Below are 15,224 nucleotides of genomic sequence, written 5' to 3'. Positions count from 1 at the left end.
TACGCGGCCACCGTGGCCTCCGACGGCACGCCCGTCGCGGTCGGTGACGTCCTCACCGCCTCGCTGGCGAGCGGTACCCACGCCACGTTCGCCTCCAGCGCGTCCGGCACCAGCGGCGTCTGGTGCACCTCGTCGACCTTCACCGCCACCGTCACCGGCAACCCCACCGCACCCGGCACGGCGACCGAGTCGGTGACGGGGCACACCTTCGACAGCGGGCAGTTGCACCACCAACGTCACCGGTGTGCTCGGCGTCAGCGGCATCACGATCGACAACCTGCCGTACGCGGCCACCGTGGCCTCCGACGGCACCCTCACCGTGACTCCGCCCAGCGGCTCCACCATCCAGGCCACGGTCAGGCTGCGCACCCTGCTGGGCAGCGTGACCTGCGTCTACCGGGCGGCCTCCCTGACCGGCGAGGCCGACAACGCCGACAACAGCATCACCTTCACCGACCAGCGGTTCGGCAAGGTGTCCGGCTCGTCGCTGTGCTTCGCCGGCGGCTACTTCACCGCCGAGTACGCCCCGATGACCGACGCGGGCGCCGCCGTCCACGTCAACTGAACCCTCGCGCGCCGGCAGCGCGGCGGGCACGAGCAGCACGTGTCCGGCGCGCCGCTCTTCGCTACCGTGAGCGCATGCCCGAGATCCCGACCGCGCCCGTGCTCCTGGGCGGCGAGCCCGGTTCCTTCCCGCACGGCGTGCTGGCCGAGCGGCACCCCGCCATCATCCGGCAGGTGCGGGAGGCCTTTCCCTACGGCCCCGAGCAGCACCGCGCCCTGGACGCGCTGCTGGAGAGCTGCACCGCGGGAGTGATCGAACCGCTCCCCGCCGACGCCCACGACCGGGACCGCTGGCAGGCCTGGGGCCTCGCCGCGTACGAGGGACGGTCCTGGTTCGACGTGCCGTGGCTGTGGTCCGAGAGCTACTTCTACCGCCTGCTCCTGGACGCCGTCGGCTACTTCGGGCCCGGCCCGTGGCAGGGCATCGACCCGTTCCGCCCGGCCAAGCTCGCCGAACTCGACGCCCCGGACACCGACGAGGAACTGGCCGCGCTCGACGACCTGGAGGGCGCGGCGGACGCGGAGCGCTCGACCGCCCTCCTGCACGGCTCGCTCTGGGGCAACCGCGCCGACCTCGGCTTCCGTCTGTCGGCCTCCTCCGCCGACGCCGGGGCCGGCCGAGCCGGCCAGGACGCCCCCCGCGTGATCGCCGACGACAGCGACACCCTGTGGTCCCTGCTGCCGCCCTCCGGTACCGGCACGCTCTGTCTGGTCGCCGACAACGCGGGCCGTGAACTCGTCCCCGACCTGCTCCTCGTCGCCGACCTTCTCGCGCACGGCCGCGTGGAGAACGCGGTCCTGCACGTCAAGCCGTACCCGTACTACGTCTCCGACGCCACCACCGCCGACGTGGTCGACGCCGTGCGGCGGCTGACGGCGGCGCCGGGCGCCGTGCGCGGGTACGGGCGCCGCCTGTGGTCGGCGATGGCCGACGGGCGGCTGACGGTCCGCGCGCACCCTTTCTCCTGCTCCCCGCTGCCGTACGCCGAGATGCCCGGCGACCTGCGCGAGGACTTCGCCGCCGGCACGCTGACCGTCCTCAAGGGCGACCTGAACTACCGGCGTCTGGTCGGCGACCGGCGGTGGCCCCCGACCACCCCCTTCGGGGACGTGACCGGGTACTTCCCCGGTCCGGTCGCGGCCCTGCGCACCCTGAAGTCCGAGGTGGTCACCGGCCTGGACGCCCGCACCGAGGCCGCGCTGGACGCCACCGAGGACGGGCACTGGCGCACCAGCGGCACGCATGCGGTGATCCAGGTGTCCGGGGCCTGACGGGGCCTGCCCCGTCAGGCCCCCTTGACGAACCGCCGCTGCTCACGGGCCGGTTCGGGCGGCGATTCACGCGATGGTGTGATCGGGTGCGCGCCGGAGGATGCCGCCGGAGTGTCACGGGTAGGGCCCGGCCATGACGCAGCAGCCCTTCGAACTCCCGCACTTCTACTTGCCGTATCCCGCGCGGCTCAACCCGCACGTCGACGAGGCCCGCGCCCACTCGACGCGGTGGGCGCGCGACATGGGCATGCTGGAGGGCTCCGGGATCTGGGAGCAGTCCGACCTCGACGCGCACGACTACGGACTGCTCTGCGCCTACACCCACCCCGACTGCGACGGGCCCGCCCTCTCCCTGATCACCGACTGGTATGTGTGGGTCTTCTTCTTCGACGACCACTTCCTCGAGACGTTCAAGCGCAGCCAGGACCGCGCCGGCGGCAAGGACTACCTGGACCGGCTGCCCCTGTTCATGCCGCTCGACCTGGACACGCCCGTGCCCGAACCGGAGAACCCGGTGGAGGCCGGCCTCGCCGACCTGTGGGCGCGCACCGTGCCGTCGATGTCGGCCGACTGGCGACGGCGGTTCGCGGTGGCCACCGAGCACCTGCTCAACGAGTCCCTGTGGGAACTGTCCAACATCAACGAGGGACGCATCGCCAACCCCGTCGAGTACATCGAGATGCGCCGCAAGGTCGGCGGCGCGCCCTGGTCGGCCGGGCTCGTGGAGTACGCGACCGCCGAAGTACCCGCCCGCGTCGCCGGATCCAGGCCGCTCAGGGTGCTCATGGAGACCTTCTCCGACGCCGTGCACCTGCGCAACGACCTGTTCTCCTATCAGCGCGAGGTGGAGGACGAGGGCGAGCTGAGCAACGGCGTGCTCGTCCTGGAGACCTTCTTCGGCTGCACCACCCAGGAGGCCGCCGACACCGTCAACGACGTCCTGACCTCGCGGCTGCACCAGTTCGAGCACACCGCGCTCACCGAAGTACCCGCACTCGCCGTGGAGCACGGCCTCACGCCCGACCAGGTCGCGGCGGTGGCGGCGTACACCAAGGGGCTTCAGGACTGGCAGTCCGGCGGCCACGAATGGCACATGCGCTCCAGCCGGTACATGAACGAACGGGCGCGTCCGGCCAACCCGTGGCAGCGCCCGAACGGACCGGGCACCACGGCGGCCGACGCCGGCGCGCTGCTCGCGGCGGCGGGCATGGAGCGCCTGCGCGCCTACACGCACGTGCCGTTCCAGAAGGTCGGCCCCTCACGCGTCCCCGACCTCTACATGCCCTACCGGCTCCAGCTCAGCCCGCACCTGGACCGGGCCCGTGACGGCCTCCTCGAGTGGTGCCACCGCATGGGCATCCTCGAGGAGGGCGTGTGGGACGAGGACAAGCTCGCCGCCTACGACCTCGCGCTGTGCTCCGCGGGACTCGACCCGGACGCCACGCCCGAGGCGCTCGATCTGAGCGCGCGGTGGCTCGCCTGGGGCACCTACGGCGACGACTACTACCCGCTGGTCTACGGCCACCGCCGCGACCTGGCCGCCGCGAGGCTGACCACGGCCCGGCTGTCGGGCTGCATGCCCGTCGAGGGGGAGGCGGCGGTCGTCCCGCTCAACGCCATGGAGCGCGCCCTGACCGACCTGTGGACGCGCACCACCGCGGAGATGACCCCCGACCAGCGGCGCACCCTCAAGCAGGCGATCGACACGATGACCGAGAGCTGGGTGTGGGAGCTGTCCAACCAGTTGCAGAACCGGATCCCCGACCCCGTCGACTACCTGGAGATGCGGCGCGCCACCTTCGGCTCCGACCTCACCCTCAGCCTGTGCCGGATGGGTCACGGCCCCGCCATCCCGCCCGAGGTCTACCGCACCGGCCCGGTCCGCTCCCTGGAGAACGCGGCCATCGACTACGCCTGCCTCCTCAACGACGTCTTCTCCTACCAGAAGGAGATCGAGTACGAGGGCGAGATCCACAACTCGATCCTCGTCGTGCAGCACTTCTTCGGCATCGACTACCCGGCCGCGCTCGCCGTCGTCCACGACCTGACGACCCAGCGCATGCGCCAGTTCGAACACGTCGTCGCCCACGAACTGCCGATCGTCTACGACGACTTCGAGCTGTCCGAGGAGGCACGCGCCACCATGCAGGGCTACGTCACGGACCTGCAGAACTGGATGGCCGGCATCCTGAACTGGCACCGGGAGGTCGACCGCTACAAGGCCGAGTGGCTGGCCCGCCGCGCCCACGGTTTCCTCCCGGACCGTCCGCCGGCCCCCGCCCTGTCCGTCGGCTGACCTTCGGGGCAGCACCAGCCGGAGGCGATCGATGGAACAGACTGCGTTGCGTCCCAAGCCGATTCCCGGCCAGGAGCCGCCCGGCGGCACCTCGCGCGGCCCCGCCCGGCGCCCGCACGCCACCCGCCGCAGGGGCCGCCGGCTGATGACCGTCCTGTTCGGTCTGCTGGGCGGCCTGGTCCTGCTCCTGTCCGGGATCGGCATCGGCACGGTGAGCGCCACGGTGGCCGGCATGAGCAGAATGGCCGAGCTCCAGCGCCGGGCGACAGGACCGGGGGCGGTGGCGCCCCGGTCCGCACCGGCGGACACGACGGCACCCGCGAGCCCCGCGCCCGCGCCTGTGGGCCCGACGCTGGGTGTCGAGGTGGTCGACGACACCGGGCCCGGGGCCCGGGTCGTCGGCGTCCACGTCCCCGGCCCCGGCTACTCGGCGGGTCTCGTCCGCGGCGACGTGGTCCTGTTGTTCGGCAGGACCCGTGTCGACTCGGCCGCGGACCTCGCACAGGCGGTCGCCCGCGCCCGTCCGGGCCAGGAGGTCGTGCTGACGGTCCGGCACCGCGACGGCGACCGCCGGCAGCTGACCGTGACCCCCGGAGTCGTCACCTGAGGCGAACGGTGTGTCGCGGTCCCGGCACGGGGCGTGTCGGCCGGGCGGGCCCCGCGGCTTAACATGGTGGCGGAAACCACTGGTCACACGGTCCGCCGAGCGGACGGGACGAGCCGACGGGCCCGTTCCGCCCGGCGGAACCTGCTGACCGGCTCGCGCGGCCCCGCGCGGGCGGGCAGGATGCTGCCCGTAGTTCCTCACACCGCCCGTTCAGCCGAACACGGAGGCCCGGATGACCGGCACCGCGCCCGCGCCCTTCAACGCCGACGACTACCGGGCCCGGATGGCACGTGCCGCACAGGCGGCCGCCGAGGCCGGGCTGGCCGGACTGCTGGTGGCGCCCGGCCCCGACATGGTCTGGCTCACCGGCTACGCACCGACCGCCGTCACCGAACGGCTCACGCTGCTCGTCCTGGCCCCGGGCGGGGACCCCGTGCTCGTCGTCCCCGCGCTGGAGGCCCCGGACGCCGCCAAGGCCGCGGGCGCCTCCGCCCTGACCCTACGGGACTGGACCGACGGCAAGGACCCCTACGCCGTCACCGCCGCCCTGCTCGACACCGGTGGCCGGTTCGGCATCAGCGACAACGCCTGGGCCATGCACCTGCTGGGCATGCAGCAGACCCTGCCCGGCACCTCCTACGCCTCCCTCACCGAGGCCCTGCCGATGCTGCGCGCGGTGAAGGACACGGCGGAACTGGAACTCCTGGCGGCGGCGGGCGCGGCGGCGGACGCCGCGTTCGAGGAGATCCGCAAGGTTCCCTTCGCCGGCCGCCGCGAGTCCGAGGTCGGCGCCGACCTCGCCGACCTGCTGCGGCGCTTCGGCCACTCCCAGGTCGACTTCACCATCGTCGGCTCGGGCCCCAACGGCGCCAACCCGCACCACGAGATGGGCGACCGCGTCATCGAGCGCGGCGACATGGTCGTCCTGGACTTCGGCGGCCTCAAGGACGGCTACGGCTCCGACACCACCCGCACCGTCCACGTCGGCGAACCCACCGACGAGGAGCGCCGGGTGCACGACATCGTGCGCGAGGCCCAGGAGGCGGGCTTCCGGGCGGTGCGCCCCGGAGCGGCCTGCCAGGAGGTCGACCGGGCCGCCCGCGCGGTGATCGACGAGGCCGGCTACGGCGAGTACTTCATCCACCGCACCGGCCACGGCATCGGCGTCACCACGCACGAGCCGCCGTACATGATCGAGGGCGAGGAACAGCCCCTCGTGCCCGGCATGTGCTTCTCCGTGGAGCCGGGCATCTACCTGCCCGGCCGCTTCGGCGTCCGCATCGAGGACATCGTCACGGTGACCGGGGACGGGGGCCGCCGCCTCAATGACACGACCCGCGAGATGGTCCTGGTGGACTGACCGAACGGTCCCGGTGGACGGACCGACCGGCAGCCCCCACCCGCAACCGGAATGACACGGCGCGACGATGACCCAGGCACCGACACCCACCGCGGACACCCTCCGCAGACTGGTCCGCGCCCTCCTCAAGGAGGGGGCCGACACCGCAGCCGGACCCGAGGTCCGGCCCGTCGCCGAGGGCGGCGAGCACTCCACGTGGTGGGTCGGCACCCGCCATGTGCTGCGCCTGGCCCCTGACCGGGAGGCCTCGGCACGCCAGCGCCGCGAGGTGCGCCTGCGCGACCTCGTCCGCCCGCACGTGCCGGTCGCGGTGCCGGTCAGCGTCGCCCACGGCGAGTGGGCGCCCGGACTGACGTACACGCTGGACACCCGGATCACCGGCGGCACCGCGGGCGGGCACGACGTCTCCGCCGTCGGGGAGGACGACCTGGCCGGGCTGCTCACGGGACTGCGCGAGGTGCCCGCGCGCCAGGCCGAGGCACTCGGTGTGCCGCGCACCGCGCCCCGCTCCCTGGAGGCACTGCGCCGCATGGCCGTGCACTCCGCCGAACGCCTCGGCAAGGCCGACGAGTTCGACGCCGCGCGGATGAGCCAGCTCACCCCGCCCGCCGCGGCCCAGCTCGCCGCCCAGCCCGGCACCGCGGTGCTCGTCCACCACGACCTCAAGGCCGAGCACCTGGTGGTGAGCGCGGACGGCCGGGTGCGGGGCGTCCTCGACTGGACCGACGCGGCGATCGCGGATCCCGCCGAGGACATCGCGGGACTCGCCCTCGCCGTGGGGTCCCCCGCCGCCGTGCGCGCCGCCACCCTCGCAGGCTACGGAGCCCGCCCCTGCCTGCGCGGTCTGTGGCTGGCCCGCTGCGACAGCGTGATCCGGCTCGCCGACCGGCTGGAGGGCCGTGACGACAGCCCCCTGCCGCTCCTGAGGTCCCAGCTGCGGCACGCCTGGGAGGCGATCCTGCTGGAACGGGTCACGGAGTTCCGTGAGGAAGGCAAGGGCGGGGACGAGGCGCCGTAGCCCCGTGGGAGCCGCCGGCCCCCGGGGGTGTCGTGGGCGGCGGCGCCGTTCCGGTCGTGCTCAGCTCTGCACCAGCACCACGGACGACTCCCCGGGCAGGTGCAGCAGTCCGTCCCTGTCCGGCGGCTCGACCGGTTCCCACGCGGCGAGCACCTGGGCCGGGCGGGTGCCCAGCGGGATCGCCGCGGGCTCCTTGCCCAGGTTGACGGCCACCCGAACGTCCCCGCGCCGGAAGGCGAGCCAGCGGGCCTTCTCGTCGTGGGCCACCTTGGTGTCGGCGAGGTCGGGGTCGGTGAGGTCCGGCTGTTCGTGCCGCAGCGCGATCAGCCGCCGGTACCAGGCCAGCACGCGCGCGTGCGGCTCGCGCTCCGGCTCGGACCAGTCCAGGCAGGAGCGGTCCCGGGTCGCCGGGTCCTGCGGATCGGGCACCTCCTCCTCCGCCCAGCCGTGCGCGGCGAACTCCCGCCGCCGGCCCCGGCGCACCGCCTCCGCCAGCTCCGGGTCGGTGTGGTCGGTGAAGAACTGCCACGGGGTGCTCGCCGCCCACTCCTCGCCCATGAACAGCATCGGCGTGAACGGCGCGGTCAGCGTGAGGGTGGCCGCGCACGCCAGCAGCCCGGGGGAGCCCGCCAGCAGCATGGACAGACGGTCCCCCAGGGCCCGGTTGCCGATCTGGTCATGGGTCTGGCTGTAGCCGAGCAGCCGGTGCCCGGCCACCCGGGTGCGGTCCAGCGGACGCCCGTGGTGGCGGCCCCGGAAACCGGAGTACGTCCCGTCGTGGAAGTAGCCGCCGGTGAGCGTCTTGGCGACGGCCCTGAGCGGGGCCCGCCCGAAGTCGGCGTAGTAGCCCTGGGCCTCACCGGTCAGCGCGCTGTGCAGCGCGTGGTGGAAGTCGTCGTTCCACTGGGCGTGCAGGCCGAGGCCGCCCTCCTCGCGCGCGGTGACCAGCCGCGGATCGTTCAGGTCCGACTCGGCGACCAGGAACAGCGGGCGGCCGAGATCCGCGGAGAGCGCGTCCACGGCCGTGGACAGCTCCTCCAGGAAGTGGCACGCGCGGGTGTCGGCCAGCGCGTGCACCGCGTCCAGGCGCAGCCCGTCGACGCGGTAGTCGCGCAGCCACGCCAGGGCGCTGCCGATCAGGAAGTCCCGCACCTCGTCCGAGCCGGGAGCGTCCAGGTTGACCGCGGCGCCCCAGGGGGTGTGATGGGTGTCGGTGAAGTACGGCCCGAACTGCGGCAGATAGTTGCCCGACGGGCCCAGGTGGTTGTGCACGACGTCCAGGACCACGCCCAGGCCCAGTTCGTGCGCCCGGTCGACGAAACGCTTCAACCCTGCCGGGCCGCCGTACGGCTCGTGCACCGCCCACAGCGAGACGCCCTCGTATCCCCAGCCGTGCCGGCCGGGGAAGGGGCACACGGGCATCAACTCCACGTGGGTGACGCCCAGTTCCACCAGGTGCTCCAGCCGCTCGGCGGCCGCGTCGAAGGTGCCCTCGCGCGTGTACGTACCGACGTGCAGCTCGTACAGGACCGCGCCGGGCAGCGTTCGACCCGCCCAGTCGGCGGTGCGCCACGCGTGGCGCTCGTGGTCGACGACCGCGCTCGGCCCGTCCGGGCCGTCCGGCTGCCGCCGCGAGCGCGGATCGGGCAGCACGGGCCCGTCGTCCAGGGCGAAACCGTACCGCGAGCCGTCCCGCGCCTCGGCCTCACCGATCCACCATCCCGACCGATCCGGATCGCGCTCCAACGCGCGCGCGGCGCCGTCGCACCGGAGCGTCACACGGCCGGCCTGCGGTGCCCACACCTCGAACTGCACGGACGGTTCCCCTTCGTCTGCTCACCGTGATGTAGTACGTCCATCGTCCTCCAAAAGAGATCAATCCGCTTTCGGATCCTCCCTTTTGCGGCGGGTGTCTTCGGATCCGCCCGCCTGGGGCCGTTTCCGCCGCAGCTCGTCCCTGGCCTGCGCGTCACCCCGTGCAGCCGGTCAAGTCCGTTTTTGAACGATGGTGTTGACGTATTGCCATCCTCGTGACTGACTGTGCGTACACCATGCACATGTGGTGAACCATGGGCGCCGCATTGTGGAGGTGTGCCCTGCCCCCACTCCACCGCTACCCGACCGTGGACGAGCTGGGCGCGCACGCCGCCGCACTCGTCGCCCGCCACCCCCGTGGCGCCCGGCTGCGCCGCGTCGGCACCTCCCGCGCGGGCACGCCCCTGTGGCTGCTCTCCGTGGGCCACGGCAGCCGGCAGGCCCTCGTCGTCGCCGGACCGCACGCCAACGAGCCGGTGGGCGGCGCCACCGTCCTGCGGCTGGCCGAGCGGGTACTGGCCGCCCCCGCCACCGGCGAGTCCGCCGACATCACCTGGAACCTGCTGCTCTGCCTCGACCCCGACGGCTCGCGCCGCAACGAGAACTGGCTCAGGGGCCCCTACACCCTCGGCGGCTACTTCCGGAACTTCTTCCGGCCCGGCTTCCTGGAACAGCCCGAATGGCTGCCCGACGGCGCCGAGGCCGCCACGCTGCCCGAGACCCGGGCCCTGCTCCGGCTCCAGGACGAGCTGCGGCCCTTCGTCCAGTGCTCGCTGCACGGCGTCGACGTCGGCGGCGGCTTCGTCGAGCTGACCCGGGAGCTGCCGGGCCTCGCCCAGCGCGTGGCGCACACCGCCGCCCGGCTCGGCATCCCGCGCGAACTGGGCGCCTACGACTCCCTGTACTGGCCCCGCCTCGGGCCCGCCGTGTACCGGATCCCGCCCCCGCGCCGGGGCGACCTGGCCGCCGCCATCACCGAGGCCGCCGTGGAGTCCACCTGGTTCCACCCGGACCGGCACGGCACCGTGACCGCCGTCGTCGAGGCGCCCATGTGGGGCGTGGCCGCCGTGAGCGACGGCTCCGAGCCGGCCGACCCGGACGCGGTGCTGCGCACCGTGAGCCGTGCCCTGCGCCACGACACACGGCACCTGGCGGGGCTCCTGGCCCGCGTCCGGCCCCACCTCGCGAGTGTGCCGGGCGCGGACCGCCTGCTCGCCCCGGTGGACGACTATTTACTGGTCTGCCCCGGCCTGGCCGACGCGTGGGACCCCGACACCGACGACGGCACGGCACGTCCGCTCCCGCCGCTGACCAACGCCCACCTGGCCGCGCTGGGCATCGCCGGCCGGCGCCTCGCGCTGCGCACCGCCGGGCTGCTGCACCAGCTCGTGCGCGCCGCGGGAGACGACAGGGCCGGCATCCTGGCGGACCTCGACCGGCTGATCGACCAGTGGTGCGCCGAGTACCGCGACGGCCTCGGGGCGCGCTGGATACCGGTCGCCCGGCAGTCCGAGTACCAGACCCGGGTGGTGCTCGCCACCTGCCGGCTGGCCCGGCGGGAGGCGCGCGCGTGCTCCCGTTCGGGTGAGCCCACGTGGGAACCGGGGGCCGCCGTGCCGATACATCGGGAATGACCCACTTCTCCAAGACGACGACCCGCCTGCGGCGTGGCGCGACCGCGGCGGCGGCCCTCCTCCTCGTGGGCGCGCTGCCCGCCCAGGTCGCCCGGGCCTCCCACCGGCACTTCGACCAGGGCGACTGGCTCTACCTCACGGTCACCCACGGCGACACCCGCTCCGGCGACACCCGTGGCGCCCTGCTGCAGTGCGACCCGCCCCGGGGCCACTCCCACGCGATGCGGGCCTGCGCCGAGCTCCGGTCGGCGGGCGGCGACGTCCGCGGCATCCCGCCCAAGGACGTGCTCTGCTCCATGATCTACGCCCCCGTCACCGTCGAGGCACGCGGCCAGTGGCAGGGACGCGCGATCGACTACACCGAGACCTTCGCCAACCAGTGCGTGATGCAGGCCCGGACGGGAGACGTGTTCGCACTGGACGGATGACCCCCGCCCGCCGCCCCGCACGGGCATGACGCGGCGGTACGCGCGCGGACACAATGGGGCCGCACGCGCGCGTGTGCCGCCGCGTCGGCGCCGCCCGCCGTCAGATCGTCAGTTCGCGGGCGTGCTGGGCCGTGGCCAGGACCGTGCGGGCCTGGTGCTCCACCTGGTGGTCCAGGGGGACCCAGCGGGCGCGGAAGCGGTCGGCGAAGGCCTCGCTCCAGGTCGTCACGAGTCGGTGAAGCCCCGGCGCGGCGGGGTCGCCGGCCTCCCGAAGCACGCGCAGCAGCATCGCCGCGGTCCTGAGCGGCAGCCGGCGGCCGAACGCGTCCACGCTGCCGACGTACGCCATCGTGGTGTCGGCGGGCGGGGTGTGCACCCAGTCCGCGGCCAGCCCCGGCGCCAGGCCGAGCCCCCACTTGGCCGCCCGCAGCAGCGGCCCGTCGGCACCCGCCAGCCGGGGCAGCGCGTCGGCGAGCACCTGCTCGACCTCCCGCGCGTCCCGCAGCAGCCGCGCCGCCAGCCGCCGGATCGCCGCCACCGGGGCCGGGTGCGGGGCGGGATCGTCGACGAGGTCGCTCGCCCACATCGGCACCTCCACGACCGCGGTCAGACCGCCGTACCGGTGCGCGTGGTACCAGGTGCTGTGACGTGCGTCGTCCGGCAGGCTCGGATAGGCCGCGCCCGAGCCGAACTCCGGCATCACCCGCACCCCGGGGCCGGCGACGGGCCACCCGGCGGCGTCGCACGCGCCGGTCTCCACCGGGATGTGCAGCTCGGCCGCCGACTTGCCGAACGGCTCGGCGAGTCCGGGCACGTTCCTGGTCAACTGCACCCAGCTGCCGCCCAGATCCGTGCCGTGCAGCGTCACCTGGAGGTAGGGCCGCACCGCGTCGATGACCCCGAGCAGCGCCAGCGTCTCGGGCGGCAGCCGGTCGGGCGGCAGCACCGACGGCGACCACTCCGGCTGCTCGGCCCCGGCGGGCCGGAAGAAGCCGAGGTGGTAGTCGAGGAGGCTGTGCGGGGCCGGCGTCACGTGCAGGCTCGCCCCGTCGGGATCCGCGCACAGCAGGAAGTGCCAGGAGGTGTCGGCCCGCAGTTGTCGCTCGTCCAGGACGCGCCGGACGAGCGCGAGCAGGGTGGAGCCGCCGGTGGGCTCGTTGGCGTGGGCGCCGGCGACCACCAGGACGGCCCGCCGGGCATGCCCGACCGACAGCAGGTGCAGCGGCCTGCCCGCGCGGGACACGCCCACCTGTTCCAGCACGCACAGGTCCGGCCGGCGCGCGGCGAGCGACCGGACGGAGGCGAACAGTTCGGCAACACTGGGATAGCGCAGCTCCGGCAGTGGACTCACCCCCGACTTGTCCGCCCGGCCGTGCATTCCGCAGTACCCCACGGACTCCGTGAACTGTCAAGAACGGGGGCCGGCGCCCACTCCGCCCCTACGGTTCCGTCACCCGCTCCAGCAGCGCCACCGGCAGCCCCTCGAAGAGCTCCGCCACGCGCGCGTGCCCCTCGAACCGACGCCCCGGCGTCAGCACGTCGGCCCACCGCCCCGGCGGCAGCGGCAGCCGTGTGTCGCCCCAGCCGCCCGCCTCCGCCAGCCGCAGCGACAGCCGGGTCACGGCCGTGACCACCTCCCCGGAGCGCACGAACGCCGCACAGTGGGCCGCCGCCGGGCCCTCGGCGCCCAGCGGGGCGTAGGCGGCCGCAGGTCCGAAGAGCTCCGGCCGCCGGGCCCGCAGCCGCAGCGCCGCCGCCGTCACCTCGCCCTTCTCACCGGAGTCGGCGGGCGGCAGGTCCACGCGCCGCCGGTTGTCCGGGTCCACGAGGGTGCGGCACTCGGCCTCCGTGCCCTGGTACACGTCGGGCACGCCCGGCATCGTCAGGTGCACCAGGGCCGTACCCAGGACGTTCGCCCGGATGTACGGCTCCAGCGCCGCGCGCAGGGCGGCCACCCGCTCGCCCGGCGCCCCGCACGGCCCCTCGGCGACGAACTGCTCCACCGCCTCCTCGTACGGCGGTTCCTGCTCCGTCCAGCTCGTGTACAGGCCCGCCTCGCGCACATGCTTCAGCAGCGCCTGCCGCACCCGCTCCCCGTCCGCCGGGCCGAGCCCGAACACGGTCTGCCAGGCCGCCCACGCCAGTTGCCCGTCGGGCGCGCCCTCCCCGGCGGCGGTCACCTCCTCCAGCACCTCCGCCCAGCGCTGCGGGCACTCGGTCAGCACGGCCAGCGCCGCCCGTACGTCCGCGCTGCGCTTGGTGTCGTGCGTGGAGACCACCGTCCCGGTGACCGGCCAGTCGCGCTGCACGCGCCCGCAGTACGCGTGGAAGTCCTCCGGGGACAGGGCAGGGTGCCCGGGGTCGCCGCCGACCTCGTTGGCCGACAGCAGCGGTACGTACCGGTAGTAGGCGGTGTCCTCCACGGACTTGGCGCGCAGCGCGGAGGCGGCCTGGGCGAAGCGGGTCCGGAACTCCACGTGGTCCGGTCCGTCACCGGCCCGCCCGAGCACCAGGTCGCGCACGATGTTCACGGCCTCGCCCTCCTCCGGCACCGCGAAGGCGAGCCGGGCGTGTGCGGCGGCCTCCTCGGTGACCACCGAGGCCGGGTCCACGGAGGCGTACGGCCGGTACACCTCCAGCCGGACCAGCAGCTCCTGCAGCGCGATGCGCAACGCCCAGGGGGCCCGGTCGCGCAGCGCCGGGTCCGGCGAGGTGGCGCACACGCGGCTCGCCACCCTGGTCAGCCGCTCCGTCTCCGCGGCCAGCTCGTGCGTGATCACCTTGTACGCCGCCCGCCGTACCGTGGCCGCCCAGTCCCCGCCGCGGTCGGTCTGCGGGGCGGCGAACCGCCGGTACTGCTCGAGCAGTTCGCCCGCCCCGGCCGGGTCGGTGAACAGGCCGTCGACGTGCCGCAGGGCGTCGTAGCCGGTGGTGCCCGCCACCGGCCAGGACGGCGGCAGGTGCTCGCCGTCGGAGAGGATCTTCTCCACCACCGTCCAGCGGCCGCCGGTCGCCGCGTGCAGCCGGTCGAGATAGGCGTCCGGGTCGGCGAGGCCGTCGGGGTGGTCCACGCGCAGGCCGTCGATCACGCCCTCGCGCAGCAGCTGGAGCATCTTGGCGTGCGTCGCCTCGAACACCTCCGGGTCCTCCACCCGCACCCCGATCAGCTCCGAGATGCTGAAGAACCGCCGGTAGTTGAGGTCCGTACGGGCCAGCCGCCACCACACCGGGCGGTACCACTGGGCGTCCAGCAACCGCGGCAGCGGCAGCTTCCCCGTGCCCTCGCGCAGCGGGAACGCGTGGTCGTAGTAGTGCAGGACGTCGCCGTCCACCTTGAGCCGGCCGAGCTCCTTGCCGACGGGGTGAGCGAGCACCGGCAGCAGCAGCTTGCCGTCCTGGGCCTCCCAGTCGATGTCGAACCAGCGCGCGTACGGCGACGCCGGTCCCTCCCGCAGCACCTCCCACAGGGCGTGGTTGTGCCGCGGCACCATGGCCATGTGGTTGGGCACGATGTCCACGACCAGGCCCAGTCCGTGCTCCCGCGCGGTGCGCGCCAGCGCGCGCAGGCCCTCCTCGCCGCCGAGTTCGTCGCGCACGCGCGCGTGGTCCACGACGTCGTAGCCGTGCAGAGAGCCCGGGACGGCCTCCAGGACGGGGGAGAGGTGCAGGTGGGAGACGCCGAGCGAGGCCAGGTAGGGTACGGCCGCCGCGGCGGCGGCGAACGGGAAGGCGGGTTGGAGCTGGAGCCGGTAGGTGGCCGTGGGCACGACGGGTTCGGGCTGCTCGGATGTCATGGAAACCTACGTACCCGCCCGGCAGGCTTTCGTGTCACCGGCCCGTCACGTGCCCGCGCGCGGCCGGCGGCGAACGGTGGCCACACCGGGGCGGCGCGAGGACCTGCCGTGAAGTGATCGGCCTGACCGGGCCGCTGCTTCCGGCCGTGTCGTCCCGGGGCGGCTGCCCACGGCCGCCGTCCGGTTCGGCAGCGTCCTGCTCGTCGCCCGGACGAGTGGCTCCCCGGCCGCCACGGGGCTGACCGGTGGCGCGCTCGCCGTCGGGCAGGTGGCCTGCGTGCCGTTCGTGGGACGGCTCGCCGACCGGCACGGGCAGCGGACGGTCGTCCTCGTCCTCTCGCTCGTCCACGCGGTCTCGATCGCCGCACTGGTCGCCGGCACGGCGAGCAGCGACGCGCCCCGGCCCGCGAGCGCCCCGGCGACCAGTGCGGCGATC

11 protein-coding genes are annotated in these 15,224 nt (G+C 74.2%); 8 read left to right on the top strand and 3 right to left on the bottom strand.

Features of this window, described 5'->3' with window-relative positions:
- The first annotated feature begins 244 nt into the window (after window positions 1–244).
- The 6 genes from BZY54_RS55410 to BZY54_RS14075 all read left to right on the top strand — a co-directional run bounded on the left by BZY54_RS55410 (window position 245) and on the right by BZY54_RS14075 (window position 7,117).
- Entirely contained in the window at window positions 245–565 is a 321-nt protein-coding gene (locus BZY54_RS55410) for a hypothetical protein (RefSeq protein WP_425276277.1), read from the top strand.
- A 74-nt stretch (window positions 566–639) separates the two neighbouring features.
- Window positions 640–1,836 carry a damage-control phosphatase ARMT1 family protein gene (locus BZY54_RS14095; protein ID WP_086725525.1) on the top strand — a complete coding sequence of 399 codons (1,197 nt, stop codon included), beginning with the start codon at window positions 640–642 and terminating at the stop codon, window positions 1,834–1,836.
- Between the two features lie 133 nt (window positions 1,837–1,969).
- Complete coding sequence (cyc2, locus tag BZY54_RS14090) at window positions 1,970–4,132, top strand: germacradienol/geosmin synthase Cyc2 (protein ID WP_086725524.1); 2,163 nt, start codon at window positions 1,970–1,972, stop codon at window positions 4,130–4,132.
- Window positions 4,133–4,163: 31 nt separating this feature from the next.
- Entirely contained in the window at window positions 4,164–4,739 is a 576-nt protein-coding gene (locus tag BZY54_RS14085; RefSeq protein WP_086725523.1) for a PDZ domain-containing protein, read from the top strand.
- 232 nt (window positions 4,740–4,971) lie between these two features.
- Window positions 4,972–6,099 carry an aminopeptidase P family protein gene (locus tag BZY54_RS14080; protein ID WP_086725522.1) on the top strand — a complete coding sequence of 376 codons (1,128 nt, stop codon included), beginning with the start codon at window positions 4,972–4,974 and terminating at the stop codon, window positions 6,097–6,099.
- Between the two features lie 67 nt (window positions 6,100–6,166).
- A complete protein-coding gene (locus BZY54_RS14075) occupies window positions 6,167–7,117 on the top strand; it encodes an aminoglycoside phosphotransferase family protein (RefSeq protein ID WP_086725521.1) in 951 nt (316 codons plus the stop codon).
- Between the two features lie 60 nt (window positions 7,118–7,177).
- Here BZY54_RS14075 and treZ read toward each other — a convergent pair whose 3' ends face one another.
- Window positions 7,178–8,932, bottom strand: a complete 1,755-nt coding sequence (treZ, locus tag BZY54_RS14070; protein ID WP_086725520.1) for a malto-oligosyltrehalose trehalohydrolase — start codon at window positions 8,930–8,932, stop codon at window positions 7,178–7,180.
- 254 nt (window positions 8,933–9,186) lie between these two features.
- Between treZ and BZY54_RS14065 the strand changes: the two genes are divergently transcribed.
- Window positions 9,187–10,566, top strand: coding sequence for a M14 family zinc carboxypeptidase (locus BZY54_RS14065; protein WP_086725519.1), 1,380 nt, complete (start codon window positions 9,187–9,189; stop codon window positions 10,564–10,566).
- Window positions 10,563–10,994: an SSI family serine proteinase inhibitor gene (locus tag BZY54_RS14060; protein ID WP_086725518.1), complete on the top strand. Its 432-nt coding sequence runs from the start codon at window positions 10,563–10,565 to the stop codon at window positions 10,992–10,994. Before BZY54_RS14065 ends, BZY54_RS14060 begins: the two co-directional genes overlap by 4 nt.
- Before the next feature lie 100 nt (window positions 10,995–11,094).
- Here the strand turns inward: BZY54_RS14060 and BZY54_RS14055 are convergent, their stop codons facing one another.
- Together BZY54_RS14055 and treY are read right to left on the bottom strand one after the other, a co-directional pair.
- Entirely contained in the window at window positions 11,095–12,345 is a 1,251-nt protein-coding gene (locus BZY54_RS14055; protein WP_086725536.1) for a M14 family zinc carboxypeptidase, read from the bottom strand.
- 88 nt (window positions 12,346–12,433) lie between these two features.
- Entirely contained in the window at window positions 12,434–14,788 is a 2,355-nt protein-coding gene (gene treY, locus BZY54_RS14050; RefSeq protein ID WP_086725517.1) for a malto-oligosyltrehalose synthase, read from the bottom strand.
- Window positions 14,789–15,224 lie beyond the last annotated feature (436 nt).

This window comes from Streptomyces carpinensis (assembly GCF_002154505.1).
Taxonomy (GTDB): domain Bacteria; phylum Actinomycetota; class Actinomycetes; order Streptomycetales; family Streptomycetaceae; genus Streptomyces; species Streptomyces carpinensis.
The sequence above is the reverse complement of the archived record's forward strand: the minus strand, read 5'-3'. Positions and strand labels throughout refer to the sequence as shown.

Excerpts from the sequence above, each read along its gene's own strand:
- BZY54_RS14095 (WP_086725525.1), top strand. The coding sequence starts at position 640 with ATGCCCGAGATCCCGACCGCGCCCGTGCTCCTGGGCGGCGAGCCCGGT.
- BZY54_RS14085 (WP_086725523.1), top strand. The coding sequence starts at position 4,164 with ATGGAACAGACTGCGTTGCGTCCCAAGCCGATTCCCGGCCAGGAGCCG.
- BZY54_RS14060 (WP_086725518.1), top strand. The coding sequence starts at position 10,563 with ATGACCCACTTCTCCAAGACGACGACCCGCCTGCGGCGTGGCGCGACC.
- BZY54_RS14080 (WP_086725522.1), top strand. The coding sequence starts at position 4,972 with ATGACCGGCACCGCGCCCGCGCCCTTCAACGCCGACGACTACCGGGCC.
- cyc2 (WP_086725524.1), top strand. The coding sequence starts at position 1,970 with ATGACGCAGCAGCCCTTCGAACTCCCGCACTTCTACTTGCCGTATCCC.
- treY (WP_086725517.1), bottom strand. The coding sequence starts at position 14,788 with ATGACATCCGAGCAGCCCGAACCCGTCGTGCCCACGGCCACCTACCGG.
- BZY54_RS14075 (WP_086725521.1), top strand. The coding sequence starts at position 6,167 with ATGACCCAGGCACCGACACCCACCGCGGACACCCTCCGCAGACTGGTC.
- BZY54_RS14065 (WP_086725519.1), top strand. The coding sequence starts at position 9,187 with ATGGGCGCCGCATTGTGGAGGTGTGCCCTGCCCCCACTCCACCGCTAC.